Origin of the sequence: Veillonella parvula DSM 2008 (assembly GCF_000024945.1) — a bacterium.
Taxonomy (GTDB): domain Bacteria; phylum Bacillota; class Negativicutes; order Veillonellales; family Veillonellaceae; genus Veillonella; species Veillonella parvula.
The window spans coordinates 1,013,460-1,029,949 of the sequence record NC_013520.1 but is presented as its reverse complement, the minus strand read 5'-3'; the positions used below and the strand labels follow the sequence as shown (position 1 = coordinate 1,029,949).

12 protein-coding genes are annotated in these 16,490 nt (G+C 37.3%); all 12 read right to left on the bottom strand.

The annotated features are described in order from the left end of the window. Positions 1–6: 6 nt before the first annotated feature. Positions 7–1,848, bottom strand: coding sequence for a molecular chaperone DnaK (dnaK, locus tag VPAR_RS04470; RefSeq protein WP_008600875.1), 1,842 nt, complete (start codon positions 1,846–1,848; stop codon positions 7–9). A gap of 27 nt (positions 1,849–1,875) precedes the next feature. After that, entirely contained in the window at positions 1,876–2,421 is a 546-nt protein-coding gene (gene grpE / locus VPAR_RS04465) for a nucleotide exchange factor GrpE (RefSeq protein ID WP_004696996.1), read from the bottom strand. Next, complete coding sequence (hrcA, locus tag VPAR_RS04460; RefSeq protein ID WP_004697456.1) at positions 2,421–3,449, bottom strand: heat-inducible transcriptional repressor HrcA; 1,029 nt, start codon at positions 3,447–3,449, stop codon at positions 2,421–2,423. Before hrcA ends, grpE begins: the two co-directional genes overlap by 1 nt. Positions 3,450–3,856: 407 nt before the next feature. Then, entirely contained in the window at positions 3,857–4,459 is a 603-nt protein-coding gene (locus tag VPAR_RS04455) for a nitrite/sulfite reductase domain-containing protein (protein WP_012864329.1), read from the bottom strand. A gap of 81 nt (positions 4,460–4,540) precedes the next feature. Further along, positions 4,541–5,725 carry a radical SAM family heme chaperone HemW gene (gene hemW / locus VPAR_RS04450; protein ID WP_008600870.1) on the bottom strand — a complete coding sequence of 395 codons (1,185 nt, stop codon included), beginning with the start codon at positions 5,723–5,725 and terminating at the stop codon, positions 4,541–4,543. 4 nt (positions 5,726–5,729) lie between these two features. Further along, positions 5,730–7,529, bottom strand: coding sequence for a translation elongation factor 4 (lepA, locus tag VPAR_RS04445; protein WP_012864328.1), 1,800 nt, complete (start codon positions 7,527–7,529; stop codon positions 5,730–5,732). Between the two features lie 38 nt (positions 7,530–7,567). After that, on the bottom strand, positions 7,568–8,629 hold the full coding sequence (gene mnmA, locus VPAR_RS04440; protein ID WP_004695727.1) for a tRNA 2-thiouridine(34) synthase MnmA: 1,062 nt from the start codon (positions 8,627–8,629) through the stop codon (positions 7,568–7,570). Between the two features lie 198 nt (positions 8,630–8,827). Then, a complete protein-coding gene (locus VPAR_RS04435; protein WP_012864327.1) occupies positions 8,828–10,066 on the bottom strand; it encodes a methionine gamma-lyase family protein in 1,239 nt (412 codons plus the stop codon). Further along, the gene (gene miaA / locus VPAR_RS04430; RefSeq protein WP_012864326.1) at positions 10,063–10,992 is read right to left on the bottom strand and encodes a tRNA (adenosine(37)-N6)-dimethylallyltransferase MiaA; all 930 of its coding nucleotides are present in this window, start codon (positions 10,990–10,992) and stop codon (positions 10,063–10,065) included. Before miaA ends, VPAR_RS04435 begins: the two co-directional genes overlap by 4 nt. Further along, the gene (locus VPAR_RS04425; protein WP_012864325.1) at positions 10,989–11,801 is read right to left on the bottom strand and encodes a class I SAM-dependent methyltransferase; all 813 of its coding nucleotides are present in this window, start codon (positions 11,799–11,801) and stop codon (positions 10,989–10,991) included. Before VPAR_RS04425 ends, miaA begins: the two co-directional genes overlap by 4 nt. 1 nt (position 11,802) lies before the next feature. After that, positions 11,803–13,848 (bottom strand): DNA mismatch repair endonuclease MutL, encoded by a 2,046-nt coding sequence (mutL, locus tag VPAR_RS04420; RefSeq protein WP_012864324.1) that lies wholly within the window; start codon positions 13,846–13,848, stop codon positions 11,803–11,805. Continuing rightward, positions 13,848–16,481 carry a DNA mismatch repair protein MutS gene (gene mutS / locus VPAR_RS04415; protein ID WP_012864323.1) on the bottom strand — a complete coding sequence of 878 codons (2,634 nt, stop codon included), beginning with the start codon at positions 16,479–16,481 and terminating at the stop codon, positions 13,848–13,850. Before mutS ends, mutL begins: the two co-directional genes overlap by 1 nt. Positions 16,482–16,490 lie beyond the last annotated feature (9 nt).

The following is a 16,490-nucleotide window of genomic DNA, read 5'->3' as shown; positions in this document are numbered from 1 at the left end:
CCCTTCTTATTTCTTGTCGTCATCCACTACTGTGTAATCAGCATCAACTACATTGTCATCAGATTTTGTTTGTTGTTGACCTTGATCTGTAGCACCAGCTGCTTGTTGAGCTTGTTGAGCTGCTGCATACATTTGTTCTGCTAATTTATGTAATGGTTGTTCCAAAGCTTCACTATCTTTTTTGATGTCTTCGATATTGCTAGCTTCGATAGATTTTTTCAATTTATCTTTCGCTTCTTCTACTTCTTTCATCAAAGCAGCATCGCCTTTACCTTCAAGGTCTTTCAATGCTTTCTCAGCTTGATATACTAAGGAGTCCGCATTATTTTTAATGTCTAATTCTTCTTTTCTAGCTTTATCTTCCGCTGCATGAGCTTCAGCTTCTTTAACCATGCGGTCGATTTCTTCTTCTTTCAAGCCGCTAGAAGAAGTAATGGTAATTTTTTGTTCTTTTTGAGTACCCAAATCTTTAGCTTTTACATGTACGATACCATTAGCATCGATGTCGAATGTTACTTCGATTTGAGGAACCCCACGAGGAGCAGCTGGGATACCATCCAAGTTGAAACGACCCAATGTTTTATTATCTGCTGCGAATTCACGTTCACCTTGTAATACATGGATATCTACAGATGGTTGGTTATCTGCGGCAGTAGAGAATACTTGAGATTTAGATGTAGGGATTGTAGTGTTACGATCGATAATACGTGTGAATACGCCACCCATTGTTTCGATACCAAGGGACAATGGCGTTACGTCAAGTAACAATACGTCTTTAACTTCACCTACTAATACGCCACCTTGAATAGCAGCACCAATAGCTACACATTCATCAGGGTTAACATTTTTAGTTGGTTCTTTACCCAATACTTTTTTGATTGCTTCTTGTACAGCTGGAATACGGCTAGAACCACCAACTAACAATACTTTATCGATATCGGATGCAGATAAACCAGCATCGCTCATAGCCTTACGAGTAGGTTCAATAGTTGCTTGTACTAAGTCAGCAGTTAATTCTTCAAATTTAGCACGAGTTAATGTTACATCCAAGTGTTTAGGGCCTGTAGCATCAGCTGTAATAAATGGTAAGTTGATATTTGTGCTAGCTACACCAGACAACTCAATTTTTGCTTTTTCAGCAGCTTCTTTTAAACGTTGATCAGCTAATTTATCATTGGACAAATCGATACCAGTTTCTTTTTTGAATTCTTCGATAAGGTAGTTCATAATACGTTGGTCGAAGTCATCCCCACCAAGGTGGTTATTACCAGATGTTGCTAATACTTCAAATACGCCATCGCCAAGTTCAAGGATAGATACGTCGAATGTACCACCACCAAGGTCAAATACAAGAACTTTACCGTCTTCATCTTTATCTACACCATATGCAAGAGCAGCTGCTGTAGGTTCGTTGATGATACGAAGTACTTCAAGACCTGCAATAGCGCCAGCGTCTTTTGTAGCTTGACGTTGAGCATCTGTAAAGTATGCAGGAACTGTAATAACAGCTTGTTTTACAGGTTCGCCCAAGTAAGCTTCTGCGTCAGCTTTGATTTTTTGAAGAATCATTGCAGAAATTTCTTGAGGAGTATAAGATTTACCTTCTACAGTTACTTTGTAGTCTGTACCCATGTGACGTTTAATAGAAATGATTGTATTTTCTGGGTTGGATACAGCTTGACGTTTAGCCAATTGACCAACTAAACGTTCTCCATTTTTTGCGAATCCAACAACGGAAGGAGTTGTACGTGCACCTTCTTGATTTGTAATAACCGTAGGTTCGCCGCCTTCCATAACAGCAACACAAGAGTTTGTTGTCCCTAAATCAATACCAATTACCTTTGCCATAATATATACCTCCTAAAACTTTATAATCTATTCAACAACTTTTACCATTGCTGGACGTATACAACGACCATCAACAGTATAGCCAGTTTGCAATACTTCACACACCGTATCGGATTCATATTCATCTGACGGTACACGCATAATCGCTTGATGGAAATTTGGATCAAATGGTTGCCCCACAGCCTCAATAACCGCTAAACCATGTTTAGATAACATAGCCATCAAATTTTGATGAATCATAATGAATCCATCGAGGAATACTTTTGCTTCCCCCTCTGCAGGACTTTGAACAGCCCGTTCAAAGTTATCCAAGACAGGAAGAAGGTCTGTTAATACATCCCCTTTTACATATCCTGCAAGTTGCTCTTTTTCCTGATTAGTACGTCGTTTGAAGTTTTCAAAGTCCGCTTGTAACCGTTTATAGCGATTATCAAAGTCGGCTTTAAGTTCTTCTAACACTTGAGCAGCATCAGCCACAGCTTCTTCAGTTTTTTCAACAGTTGGTTCCTCTACATTCGTAGTATCCTCTGTTTCCTCCACTGTTTCTTGTTTAATGTCTTGTTCTTCAGCCATTATATGCCCTTTCTGTTTTGTTCTTTTACCATAGTTTCCATTATATGTTTCATATGGGACAACATGCCGATGATACGTCCGTATTCCATCCGCGTTGGACCAAGAATAGCAAGAGTTCCAATAGGCTGATCTTGATTCGTAAAATCAGCTTGTACCACACTCACTGAATGTAGCGCTTCAGTTTCATTCTCAATACCAATCTTGACCTTAACAGGTGTTGGAGAATCATCTTTTAATAGCTGTCCTAATTGATTTTGTTCTTCCACTAAGGAAAGCAAGGGTTGTACCTTCTCAACAGACTTAAACTCTGGTTGATTTAACAACTCTGTGGTACCTACCGAATAGAACAACTTACGTTTATTAATAGCTCGTAATAATGTCTCCGAAAGGATTAATAAAATTCCCTGTGGTCCTTCCATATGGACCAATATAGATCCTAAAGCCTCAGCCGTTACATGACCAATACTTACATTCTGTAGTGCATTGCTAAATTGTATGGCTAAACTCTGTAAAAGCTCTGGTGAAACGCTTTCACCAAAGTACATCAATTCATTATCGAGTGCTCCTGTTTCAGTAATAACTACCATAATGGCTTGATGACTATCTAGCGGTAATACATGAATGTATTTGATTAATGCTCTATCATGGGCTGGTGCTAAGAATAAACTCATGCTATGACTTACCTGTGAAAGTAGTTTAGCCATATTGAGAAAGAGTTCACTCGTTGATCCATTGGAACGTTTCCATAACATTTCAATTTTTTCAGCATCCTGTAATGGAACAGGTTGTCGACTCAGCATAGAATCAACATATAAGCGATAGCCCTTAGCTGAAGGAATACGTCCAGCCGATGTATGAGGTTGCTCTAAATAGCCTAATTCCTCTAAATCGGACATTTCGTTCCGCACCGTAGCAGGACTGATGCCAAGATCATAATTTTTAGCAATCGTTCGAGATCCTACAGGTTCTGCGGACTTAACATAGTCTTCAATTATGGCTCGCAAGATGCGCTGTTTTCTTTCATCCATAATGACACCTCTTGTTAGCACTCATAAACTTTGAGTGCTAATCGCATGTATAATATTATCATATTCAAAAAAAATGTCAAGCAGAAAAATCCTTAAAAAGTCAAATAATATCTATTTAGTCAAAAAGACAATTCAATATTTTTAATTAATTGGTCAAAAAATCAAAGTACAAAAATAAGAAAACACTTATACTATCTACATTTATGACATATCCCAAAATTTAAAGATTAGAATATGTTGGTCTAATAAAATTTCTATTATTAAAACCTGAAATAGTATAAGTGTTTATATTTGTAATAATTTTATTATAATTCTATTGTTAATGGACTCTTAGTTAGAATACTTTTTGGGCCCTGACTATTTACAGACTAAAACCATAAATCAATAAGTACTAGAAATATAATAATTTATAGTTCTATACCTTCTAATGGATTACCAAGTCGTTCTAACAATTGTCCCATACGTTCACGAGGTTCCCCATGTTCCGCATACCAATCAATCAAAATGTCTACAGCTTTTTTAGATTGCTCAATAGTTAGTTTTCTTGCTAAAATTTTTCCTGCTTCTGGTCTCATGCCTGTATTACCGCCAACAGCCAACATAAAACCTTGAGATGTACCAATAAAAGCAATATCTTTCACCATCGCATCAGGGCAGTTACGTCCACATCCACTGATGCCAATCTTGCACTTATGAGATGTTTTTCGGCCGTAGTGTTTTCTCTCTACATAATCAGCCAATTCTTTAGTTTCCATTTGTCCATTTTTACAATGGCCTTTACCTACACAGGCAATTAAGGAATTAACACCTCTATGAATAACAGTTGTCACGCCATCAGGCAATTCAGAAATTAGCTGTTCCTTATCATCTTTTTCAATACCTGTAATTTGTATACCTGTTACAACATGGCGAAAGGATCCGCCATATTTTTCAGCAAGTTCTATGCATGCTTTCATTTGATCTAAAGTAAATTCATTATGTAAACCGTGTAATATTACAGATGTCTTCATCGTTCCTCCTCAAATCTAGCATGCTTATTCATCATCATCCTATTTATACTAACATATTAGATTTTGAGAAACTGTGAGAAATTACTCACGAATAAATTGACTAAATACATAGTTTCCATGCTTGGCACCTTCAGCGGTTAAATGATAACTTCCACTTTGATATTCTAATAGATCTTTACTAACTAAATCCTCTAAAGTAGTACCAAATAAATTATGGACAGATACGCCAAATTTATCTTCAAATTTTCGCTCATCAAGGCCCCATTTAGTGCGAAGAGCTAAAAAGCAAAAATCCTCTTGAGCTCGCTCTAAAGTAATCGTCTCCGTATCAATAGTAGGCATAATATATCTGTCAACGGATTGTATATAGGGCATTACATTACGATTATTACTACGGCGTACTCCGTCATAGAAGGAATGAGCACCAGCACCAAAGCCTAAATAATCTACATAGTGCCAATATTTTAAATTATGACGGCTATAGGAATTAGTCTTGGCGAAATTTGAAATCTCATATCGTTCAAAGCCTAAAGCTTTTAATCCGTCCATCATCATGTCATACATGGATTCATCAATGGTTTCACTAGGAATAGAAATAAGGTTCTTTTGTACTAAATGATATAGATACGTTCCTACCTCAACTTGAAGTCCATACGTTGAAATATGATTAATCGGTAAGTCTTTTACAATATCTAAATTATATTGAATATCCTCTAATGTTTGTCGTGGCAAACCATAAATCAAATCAATATTGATATCAGTAAAGCCCGCCTCTTTAGCATCATAAACGGCTTGTTTTGCCTGTTCTCCGTTGTGACTACGATGAAGCATGGTAAGCAACTTATCGTCAAATGTTTGAACACCAAAGCTAATACGATTAAAACCAAGTTTAACTAATTTCGTTAAGTAATGTAAATTTACTTCCCCAGGATTCGATTCAATAGTCATATGACAATCGTCAGTAATTGTAAAAGTATTTTTAATTTTATCAAGAATCATCTGTAGTTGTTGAATCGATAATTCTGTAGGCGTACCTCCACCAAAATAAATTGTATCAATAGCTTTAGATGTAGACTCTGGATGTTCAGAGACCCATAAATCGATTTCTTGAACTAAAGCATATACATAGGTTTCGTAATAATCTTGTAAATTTTGATAAGCAGGAAAATCACAATACATACATTTCTGTTTACAAAAAGGGATATGGACATACAACCCCATATCCCTCAGTGTAGACAGATTCAGAATATCAGAATCTGTTTTCATTTTATTAGTCCTCAACCTTGAGAATCGCCATGAATGCTTCTTGCGGGATCTCTACGGAACCGACGGACTTCATGCGTTTCTTACCGGCTTTTTGTTTTTCAAGTAATTTACGCTTACGAGAAATATCACCACCGTAACATTTTGCCAAAACGTCCTTACGCCAAGCTTTTACAGTTTCACGAGCCACAATTTTTGTACCTACCGCCGCTTGAATTGGAATTTCAAACATTTGACGAGGAATCAATTCTTTCAATTTCTCAGCTAATGCACGTCCACGTGTAGCTGCACGGTCCTTGTGTACAATAATGGACAATGCATCTACAGGATAACCATTTAAGAGAATATCCATCTTAACCATTGGAGATTGTTTATATCCAATCAATTCGTAGTCAAGAGATGCATACCCCTTTGTAGCAGATTTTAATTTATCAAAGTAATCATAAATGATTTCACTCAATGGCAAGTGATAAACGACAGATACGCGTGTTTCATCCAAATATTCCATAGATTGATATTCACCGCGTTTATCTTGAGATAATTCCATGATAGTACCAACAAAATCTTTAGGTACAATTGTAGTCGCCTTTACATAAGGCTCTTCAATGTAATCAATTTCTGTTGGAGGTGGTAATTTAGCTGGATTATCGACTTCGAGCATTTCCCCATTTGTTTTGTACACTTTGTAATTTACCGATGGAGCCGTCGTAATAAGCGTCAAGTTATATTCACGTTCTAAACGTTCTTGAATTACATCCATATGCAAAAGACCGAGAAACCCACAACGGAAACCAAAGCCCAATGCCAATGATGTTTCTGCTTCATATTCTAAGGCAGCATCATTAAGCTGTAACTTTTCTAATGCATCCCGAAGGTTTTCATAATCTTTAGACTCTGTTGGGTAAAGGCCACAGTACACCATAGATACAGCCTTACGATAACCAGGCAATGGTTCTGATGCAGGATTATTAGCTAATGTTACAGTATCGCCTACATGGCAATCTTTTACATTTTTGATGCTAGCTGCAATACAACCTACTGAGCCACATGGTAATTCTTGCACAGGTACAAGATTTGGAGTAAAAATACCGAGTTCTGTAACATCAAAGTCCTTTTTGTCATGCATCATGCGAATTGTATCTTTTGCTTTTATGGACCCTTCTTTTACACGGACATAGGCAATAGCACCTTTGTACGCATCAAAACGGCTATCAAAAATCAAGGCTCTTGTTGGTTCATCAGATTTATCTGGTGGTGCAGGAACTTTATTTACAATAGCTTCTAAAATATCAGGAATACCGATACCTGATTTGGCAGAGCATAATACAGCATCAGATGCGTCTAAACCAATAATATCTTCAATTTCTTGTTTAACGCGATCAGGATCTGCTGACGGCAAATCAATCTTGTTAATAACAGGAATGATTTCAAGATCATGTTCTAAAGCGAGATATACATTTGCCAACGTTTGTGCTTCTACACCTTGAGCAGCATCGACCACAAGTAATGCCCCTTCACAGGCTGCAAGAGAACGAGATACTTCATAGCTGAAATCGACATGGCCCGGAGTATCGATGAGATTCAAAGTGTATTCTTCACCGTCTTGAGCTTTGTACAAAATGCGAACAGATTGTGCTTTAATAGTAATGCCTCGTTCACGTTCAAGGTCCATGGAGTCCAAAACTTGAGCCTCCATTTCACGTTTTTGTAATGTGCCAGTATATTCAATTAATCTATCGGCAATGGTTGATTTACCATGGTCAATATGGGCTATAATACAGAAGTTTCGAATCTTTTTCGTTGACATACTATGTGAACAAGTTCAAAGAACTTGCATTCTCCTTTCTAACATACGCGATCGATAACAGCACCTCCCAATAATTGAGTGCCATTATAAAAGGCTACAGACTGACCTGGGGTAATAGCCCGTTGTGGTTCTTCAAAAATAACCTCCATTGTATCGTCATCTAAAATACGTGCTGTGCAAGGAGAAGGGTTAGCTGCATAGCGAATTTTGCCTTCTGCCTTCAATTCCTTATGAATTGTATCATCTAAGAAGTTATAGAACTTACAAATCATACGATTTGTAAAGAGACGTTCATTAGGACCCACGATGACCTCATTACGATCCCCATTAAATCCAATAACATATAAAGGGTGTTTATAAGCAATACCAAGGCCTTTACGTTGACCAATCGTATAATTAAATAAGCCGTTGTGCTTACCTAATACCTCACCATCTTCGGTAACGATATTACCAGACTCTGGCTTACCCTTCATTTCTTCTACCACAAGCTTTTGATAGTTCCCATGAGGCAAGAAACAAATATCTACGCTATCTGGTTTTTTAGCGACTGGCAAATCATATTCAGCAGCTAATTTACGTGTTTCAGTCTTACATTGACCACCTAATGGGAACATAAGATGACTCAAAATACGTTGGTTCATATTGTACATAACATAACTTTGGTCTTTTGTAGGATCAACACCTTTATGTAACTCATATAGACCTGTTTCTTCATTGTAATTTACTTGTGCATAATGACCAGTTACCATATGTGTGGCACCTAATTCAAGAGCACGATTGAGCATCAAGTCAAACTTGATGTTCTTGTTACAAAATACACAAGGATTTGGCGTACGACCATAGGCATATTCTTTTACAAAGTAATCTACTACGTTTTCGTAGAATACATCACGAGCATCGATAACATGATGCTCGATACCAAGAAAATCACACATCTTCTTAGCATCAGTTACGGCAAGAGGCACCTCATCATAGGGCGTACCACTCACCCATAACCATAGGGTAATACCAAATACTTTATAGCCTTGTTTTAATAGCATTGCAGCAGTTAAAGAACTGTCTACGCCGCCACTCATAGCTACAGCGATAACTTTTTCCATACTTTCTCCTTTTAATGATCTCTTGATCATAAAACTAATCAGGGTGAAAGCCTGACGTGTAAAACACTAGTTCGGTGTAAAAGTCCGAGTAGTATTGCTATAAAATTATAGCAACTTATATTATAGCCTAGAAATAGGTATATTGAAAAGATTTGAAATAAAAAGAATCCCTTTCACAAAAGAAAGAGATTCTAAATATTATCTATGTTTTAATAGTTCTTCAGCAGCTCCTAAAATACCAAGCATGGAATGCTCAAACACTAGGCCACCCTGCATGAAAATTGTATACGGTGGACGTACAGGACCATCGGCACTGAGTTCAATAGAGGAACCTTGTACAAAGGTACCACCAGCCATGATGATTTTATCTTCGTACCCAGGCATATCCCCAGGAATAGGATGTACGTGAGCATCTACAGGAGAATAGGCTTGCATACCTACACAGAAATGCTCCATTTCTTCCCCATTTTTCAGATTAATGGCTTGAATCAAATCATAGCGATCAGCATTTACCTTAGGGAATACATCATAGCCTAGTAACTCACCTACAGCAGCCGTATATACAGCACCTTTAAGAGCTTGTAATACTACGTGAGGTGCCATAAATAAACCTTGGAAGAACAAGCGATAACCAGGAGCATATGAACCCATATGATCGCCAAGTCCAGGAGCTGTCAATTGATATGCTGCATCCTCTACAAGGTTTTCTCTACCAACAATATACCCACCAGTTGGTGCTAAACCGCCACCTGCATTTTTAATGAGAGAGCCAGCCATAATGTCAGCACCAGCTTCTAATGGTTCTTGCAGCTCTGTAAATTCACCGTAACAATTATCTACGAAACAAATCGTTTTAGAATTTTTAGCTTTTACAGCATCTACAATAACCTTAATATCTGCAATAGATAATGGTTCACGTGTGCTATAGCCTCGAGACCGTTGAATGACTACTACCCGCGTATTATCGTTAACAGCGTTAGCAATAGCTTCAACATCATAAGTATTATCTTTCAATGGTACCTCAGTATAGGTAAAGCCTTTTTCTACTAAAGAACCACGCACTTCACGAGATGAACCGATAACAGATTGCATCGTATCGTAAGGAGCCCCAACAGCATAAATAAATTCAGTACCTTTAGAACCATTGCCCATCAAAGAAATTAACGTCGTTGCTAATGCATGTGTACCAGAAACAAAGTGCGGCCGTACAATAGCCTTTTCACCTTTAAATACATAGGCAAATACTTCATCTAATTTCTCACGGCCTACATCGTTATAACCATAACCAGTTGTGCCCGTAAAATGATAATCAGATACTTGGCACTCTTTAAATGCTTCTAATACCTTTTTTGTATTTTCCAATGCAATAGGTTCAAACTTTTTGAATTCAGGTTCAGCCATTTCAAGGGCTTTACTGCGTATTTCTTCTAATGTCATGCTATTCCTTCTCTACGGATTAAATCCATAGCTTTATTAAATATAAAATCTTTAGATGTATTGCTATCAATATGTATCCATTCTATATATGGCATACGTTTATACCATGTAATTTGGCGCTTAGCAAAATGACGTGTATTCTTCTTAATTAAGTCACGACACTCATCTAATGTTATATTGCCATTTATATAGTCTACAACCTCTTTATAGCCAATACCTTTAAAAGCTTGGCAATCTGGATTCACTCCAGATTTTATGAGTTGTTCCACCTCTTCAATCAAACCTGCATCAAACATCATATCAACGCGTAAATTAATACGTTCATATAATTTATCACGATCTCTTATGAGACCGATAACAGGTCCTTTATAGGATACACCATTTTTTGTCTGATTTCGCAACGAATCTACATCACCATGATGCAATATCTCAATAGCTCGATACAAACGATGTTTATCGCTATATTGTATCTCTATATTATGCTCTTTACCTAATGTGAAAGCATAGTTTCGTAAGCCTTCAATACCTTTTGTACTATAGAGCTCATCGAGTTCTGCTCGCAAATATTCGTCAGGTTTAACATCATTAAAGTTGTAGTTCTCCAATAATGATTGGACATACAGGCCTGTACCACCAGACAGAATAGGAAGAATATTTCTATCTTTTAATCTTGCAATTATTTCTTTAGCTTGATCTTGAAAAATAGATACCGAATATGAATCATTTGGTTCCAGTATATCGATGAGATGATGTTTCACCCGATTAAGTTCATCCACCGATGGTTTAGCGGTACCAATATTAAGTTGTTTATAAACCTGATAAGCATCACCAGAAATAACCTCAGCATGCAGCTGTTCTGCTAGGTCCAAGGTAAGATCTGTTTTGCCTACCGCAGTAGGTCCAACGATGGTAATTAAGGGATTCACAATAACTCCTTCATATATACACCATAGCCTATGCGGCTATATTTTCCTCCTACCCATTTATGAGGTGGATATTTCTGAAAGACAGAACTAAATGGTCGTTCTTTAATGATAACACCATAAGAGGCAACACGCATAGCTTCCTCCATAATTTTATCATCAATATGACTTTCCACAGTATGTCCACGGAGTGGTTTAAATTGAGGACTATCCTCTACAGGGACCTCAAACATGGGGTCAAAATAAATAATATCTACACTTTCATCTGGTAGATTAGGTACATAATTTTCAAAGGTATCATAACTTACCTCAATACGACGTAATGCGTCCGTCACACTTTTCACATTATGCGAATAATGAGCTAAACCATAAGATGTGGCAAGCCATATAGGTAAAGAACCTTCTAGGCCTTTTATTTTAGCCTGAGGAAAAGCATAGCTCACCACGATACTGTCACTGCCAAGACCAATTGTACAATCAAGAAACGAAAATTCTTTTTTATCAGTTATTTCATTAGTACATAGTATTGTCTGAACAGCATTAATTAAATAATCTCCTTCTCCACGTTGCAAACGTAGTATACGTAATTGAGCCATGGATAAATGAAAGCTATGTTGCTGATTATCAGGAAAATGAATAGTTAAGCCATTACCAGAAAGAACCGCAATGTAATCACATAGATGTGCGTCAAATAATGCTGGTATAGATAATTTTCCTCTTTTTATATAAGTCATATGCATAGAGGAAGCCAACACTTTGGCTTCCTCTTGAATGGCCTCATTAGATTTTTGGGCTGTAGTTAATATATTCATGTTAAGACCGTAAGAATAATTTACCTAATTCATCAGGTGTAAATTTGATTATCGTAGGACGACCATGAGGACATACATATGGTTTTTCGGTACTAAATAAGTCCTCAATTAAAGTAGTCATTTGATACATATTTAAATTATGACCTGCCTTGATTGCCCCTCTGCAAGACGCATAGGCTAACATTTCATGTCGTAATTGAGCCTTAGTAGGCTGTTGATGATCATGTAAGTAAGAGAATACATATTGGAGAATTTCAAAAGCTTTTGACTCTACCAAATCTACAGGAGCTCCTACTAATTTTATCTTAGTAGGACCACCCAGCTCTACATCGAAACCAAGATCAAGTAATATTTCTCGTTCTTCCTCTACTAAATTCATTTCATCATCTGTGGCCTCATTATATTGAGGAACCAAAATAGATTGCATAGGAATCGATTCAGAAGACTTACACAACTTATCATAACGCACACGCTCATGCGCCGCATGTTGGTCTATGATATATAGATCATCACCTTTTTTTGCTAATATATAACAAGATGCAACTTGCCCCATTGGTAAAAAGCCCGAGTTATGAATTGTACGCTCTTCTACCTCTTCGTTACGAATATCATGAGACAAGGATTTAAACTTCTCTACATCTTCCGTAGTATAACTAGTGTATGCAGTAGGAACAGCTTCAAAACTTTCATCTACAAAAGAGGATTGTTCATAAGTAGCCTTAGGTGCAGGTGGTGTATACCCCTTAGTTTTAAGGTTTTCCACAAACTGCGAAGTTTCACCGCGCATGACTTCATAGCCTTTTGTACGGCGTCCACCAAAAACCTTATCATAATCTATAGCTGTTGCTATATGTTCAGCAGACTGCATCGAATCGTGTACAACAGTAGGTGTTTGATAAGAATCATAAGTAGTATTACCGGCTAAGGATGTACTATTAGAACTAAAATTCTTAATATTACTATCACTATTACTAGCAATATCATTACCATATTTATCGGATATATTATCAACTGTACCAGTCATATAAGATGATGACTCTCGTTCGTATCTCTCATGGAGTGGATTATTTAAAGCATTTAAGATACCGTGATATACGGCTTTAAATATAATCTTATCATCTGAGAATTTAACTTCACTCTTGCGAGGGTGTACGTTTATATCAACCATTCTCGCAGGCACAGTAATATTTAGTACCACCAAAGGATGACCATTTTTCGGTAATAGTGCATGGTATGCATTATCGATAGCCTTCATTATGGTTTTATCAGAAATCACTCGATTATTGACGATAATGGTCTGCCATATCCTTGTACTTTTAAGAAGTGTAGGCTTACTCACTACGCCATCGATATAGATAGAATCACTTTCATAGGCAACAGTAAAAATATCATCTTTAGTTTTATATCCATATAGTGCAGCTACAGTATCACTAATATCGCCATTTCCTGGTGTAATAATAGCTACCCGATCATCGATGATAAGCTTAAAAGAAATATGTGGATTACTTAGAGCTAATTTCCCTACAATATCTTGAATTTTAGAGGCTTCTGTACGCTCCGTCTTTAAAAATTTACGACGAGCCGGCGTATTATAAAATAAATCTTTAATTTCGATAGTTGTACCAGGTGCCGCACCATAAGGAATGCAATCGGTAAAAATGCCGCCATCAACAGTAATACGAGTCCCCAAATCAGAGTCTGCTTTACGAGTAATCAAAGAGAAATGAGATACAGAGGCAATACTAGCCAAGGCCTCCCCACGGAAGCCTAGGGACGCAATATCAAAGAGGTCCTCTACTTGTTGAATTTTAGAGGTTGCATGACGTAGAATCGCCAAGCGAGCATCTTCCTCCGTCATACCGATACCATTATCAGTAATCCGCATATAGGCCACACCGCCTTCACCAATTTCAACCTCAATATTAGTGGCAGACGCATCAATAGAGTTTTCTATGAGCTCTTTAATAACTGATGCGGGACGTTCAACGACTTCACCGGCAGCTATCTTATTGATTGTCGTTTCATCCAATACGTGAATGGTTGCCATTATTTCCCGCCTCCTTTACGAGCCTCCTCTTGTAGTTCATATAATTTATTTAATGCTTCAATTGGAGTCATACTCATTACATCGACTTCCAATAAGCTATCTACTACGGAATGTGTAAATAAATTGCCTAGTGGGGAATCACTAACTTGCTTAACAGCTGTTTTTGCTACATTAGTAAGTTGAGCCCCCATAACTCGATTATTTAAATCACTTGCATCGTGACTTTGATCTTCCAACGATTCCAAAATCACTTCAGCTCGTTTTAATACAGAGTTAGGTAGGCCCGCAAGTCTAGCAACATGGATACCATAACTGCGATCTGCACCACCTTTAATGATGCGGCGCAAGAAAGCAACATCCTTCCCTTTTTCTTTAACTGCAACGGTATAATTTTTTAATTTACTATAGCTTTCTTCTAAGCAAATCAATTCATGGTAGTGCGTTGCAAATAAAGTCTTGCTATGAATATGCTTGCAAATATGTTCCACTACGGCTTGTGCAATACTTAAGCCATCAAAGGTACTCGTCCCCCGACCAATTTCATCAAGAATAATCAAGCTATTGTGAGTAGCATTCTCTAAGATATAAGCTACCTCTTTCATTTCCACCATGAATGTACTTTGTCCAGTAGAAATATCGTCACTAGCACCGACACGTGTAAAAATACGATCCACAGGTGAGATAGATGCCTCACGAGCGGGAATAAAGGAACCAATCTGTGCCATAATCATTAAAATAGCCGCTTGACGCATATAAGTAGACTTGCCTGCCATATTAGGGCCTGTAATGAGTAAAAATTCTTCTTCATCATGATTTAAAACGATATCATTTGGTACGAATACCTCACGTTTTAAGAACTTTTCAATAACAGGATGACGACCATCGCGAATATTGATTTGACCATTCATTACAATAGTTGGACAAATATAGTTTTCTTCGTATCCAACTAATGCTAATGAGCATAATACATCAAGGTCTGCAAGAGCTCGAGCCGTTTCTTGTACCGCTTTGATAACGAGCTTAATATCATTACGCAATTGTTGATATAGTTCGTGCTCCAACGCAATGATTTTATCTTTTGCACTGAGAATTTTAATTTCAAACTCTTTCAACTCAGGTGTAATATAACGCTCAGCATTGGCCAAGGTTTGTTTTCGAATAAAATAATCTGGCACTTGTTCTGATTTACTATGTGATACCTCAAAATAGTAACCAAACACTTTATTATAACCAGTCTTAATTTTTGAAAGCCCTGTAGCTTCTTTAATATCCGCTTCCATCTTGGCGAGCCATTGCTCGCTATTAGTCGCTAAAGAACGTAGCTCATCTAAATCAGCATTAAAGCCATCTTTAATAACTCGACCATCTTTTAATGTCAACGCTGGTTGCTCTGCAATAGCACGACATAATAAGTCATAAATATCTTTATGATCATGAATGCGTTCATTAATCGACGTTAAAGCTAGACTTGAACATGTACTTAATACATTCTTAATATCCGGTAAAACTGCTAATGACTCACGAAGAGCTGTTAAATCTCTTGGAGATACAGATCCGGTTTCAACACGGCCAACGATACGTTCAAAATCGTAAATACAATCTAAAAAGCTTTGAATATGAGAGCGTTCAGCACCGCGTGTAATGAGTTCTGCCACGGCCGCTTGGCGACGTTGAATTTGATTTACATCAGTTAACGGGCTTTCAAGCCATTGTTTTAAAAGGCGTGCCCCCATTGGTGTCAACGTACGATCTAGCACATCAAGTAAAGTACCTTTTTGACCACCATCACGTAAATTGTGAGTAATTTCAAGGTGACGCAAAGAAGATGTATCAAGAATGAGGCGATTACCTACACTTAATTGATGTACATAGTTGATATGAGAAATTTCAGACTTAATTATATCTTCTAAATATAAAAGCATATAACCTAAAGCTTCCCATACGTCCTCTTCCATAAGGCCTAAATCACCAAAATGAGTGACAGCTTTTTCAGATACTTCACGCTGTGTATAGTAGGTAGAAAAAGGAGAAAATACGACATTACTAAATTGGTTTTCAATAAAATCTCGAATATCTTGCGGTAATATCGTTCCTTCAGGCAATATGATTTCACTTGGTCGATACATGCTAAGTGCATCGTACATATCACTGCGTTTTTCACAATTTGTAATGCGATGCCAAATAACTTCGCCTGTAGATACATCGGAAAACACAAGAATCCACGCATCTTTTACCATATAAAATAATGATAAAAAGTTATTTGACCTTGCATCGTTGCCATTCTCCGTCATCACCGTCCCCGGTGTAATGACTTTTATAACATCGCGCTTAACGATGCCCTTTACCGCTTTTGGATCCTCTAATTGCTCACAAATAGCAACCTTATACCCCTTTTTAACGAGCGTTTCAATGTAGCTTTCAGCAGCATGAAAAGGAACGCCACACATCGGTGTGCGTTCCTCATCTCCTGTAGGTCGACCTGTTAAGGTAATATTAAGTTCACGAGATGCAACTAAAGCATCATCATTAAATAATTCATAAAAGTCACCTAAGCGAAAGAACAGTAATTCTTCAGAGTATCTAGATTTAATATCTAAATACTGCTCCATCATAGGTGTTTGCTTTTTACTCATATTCACCTC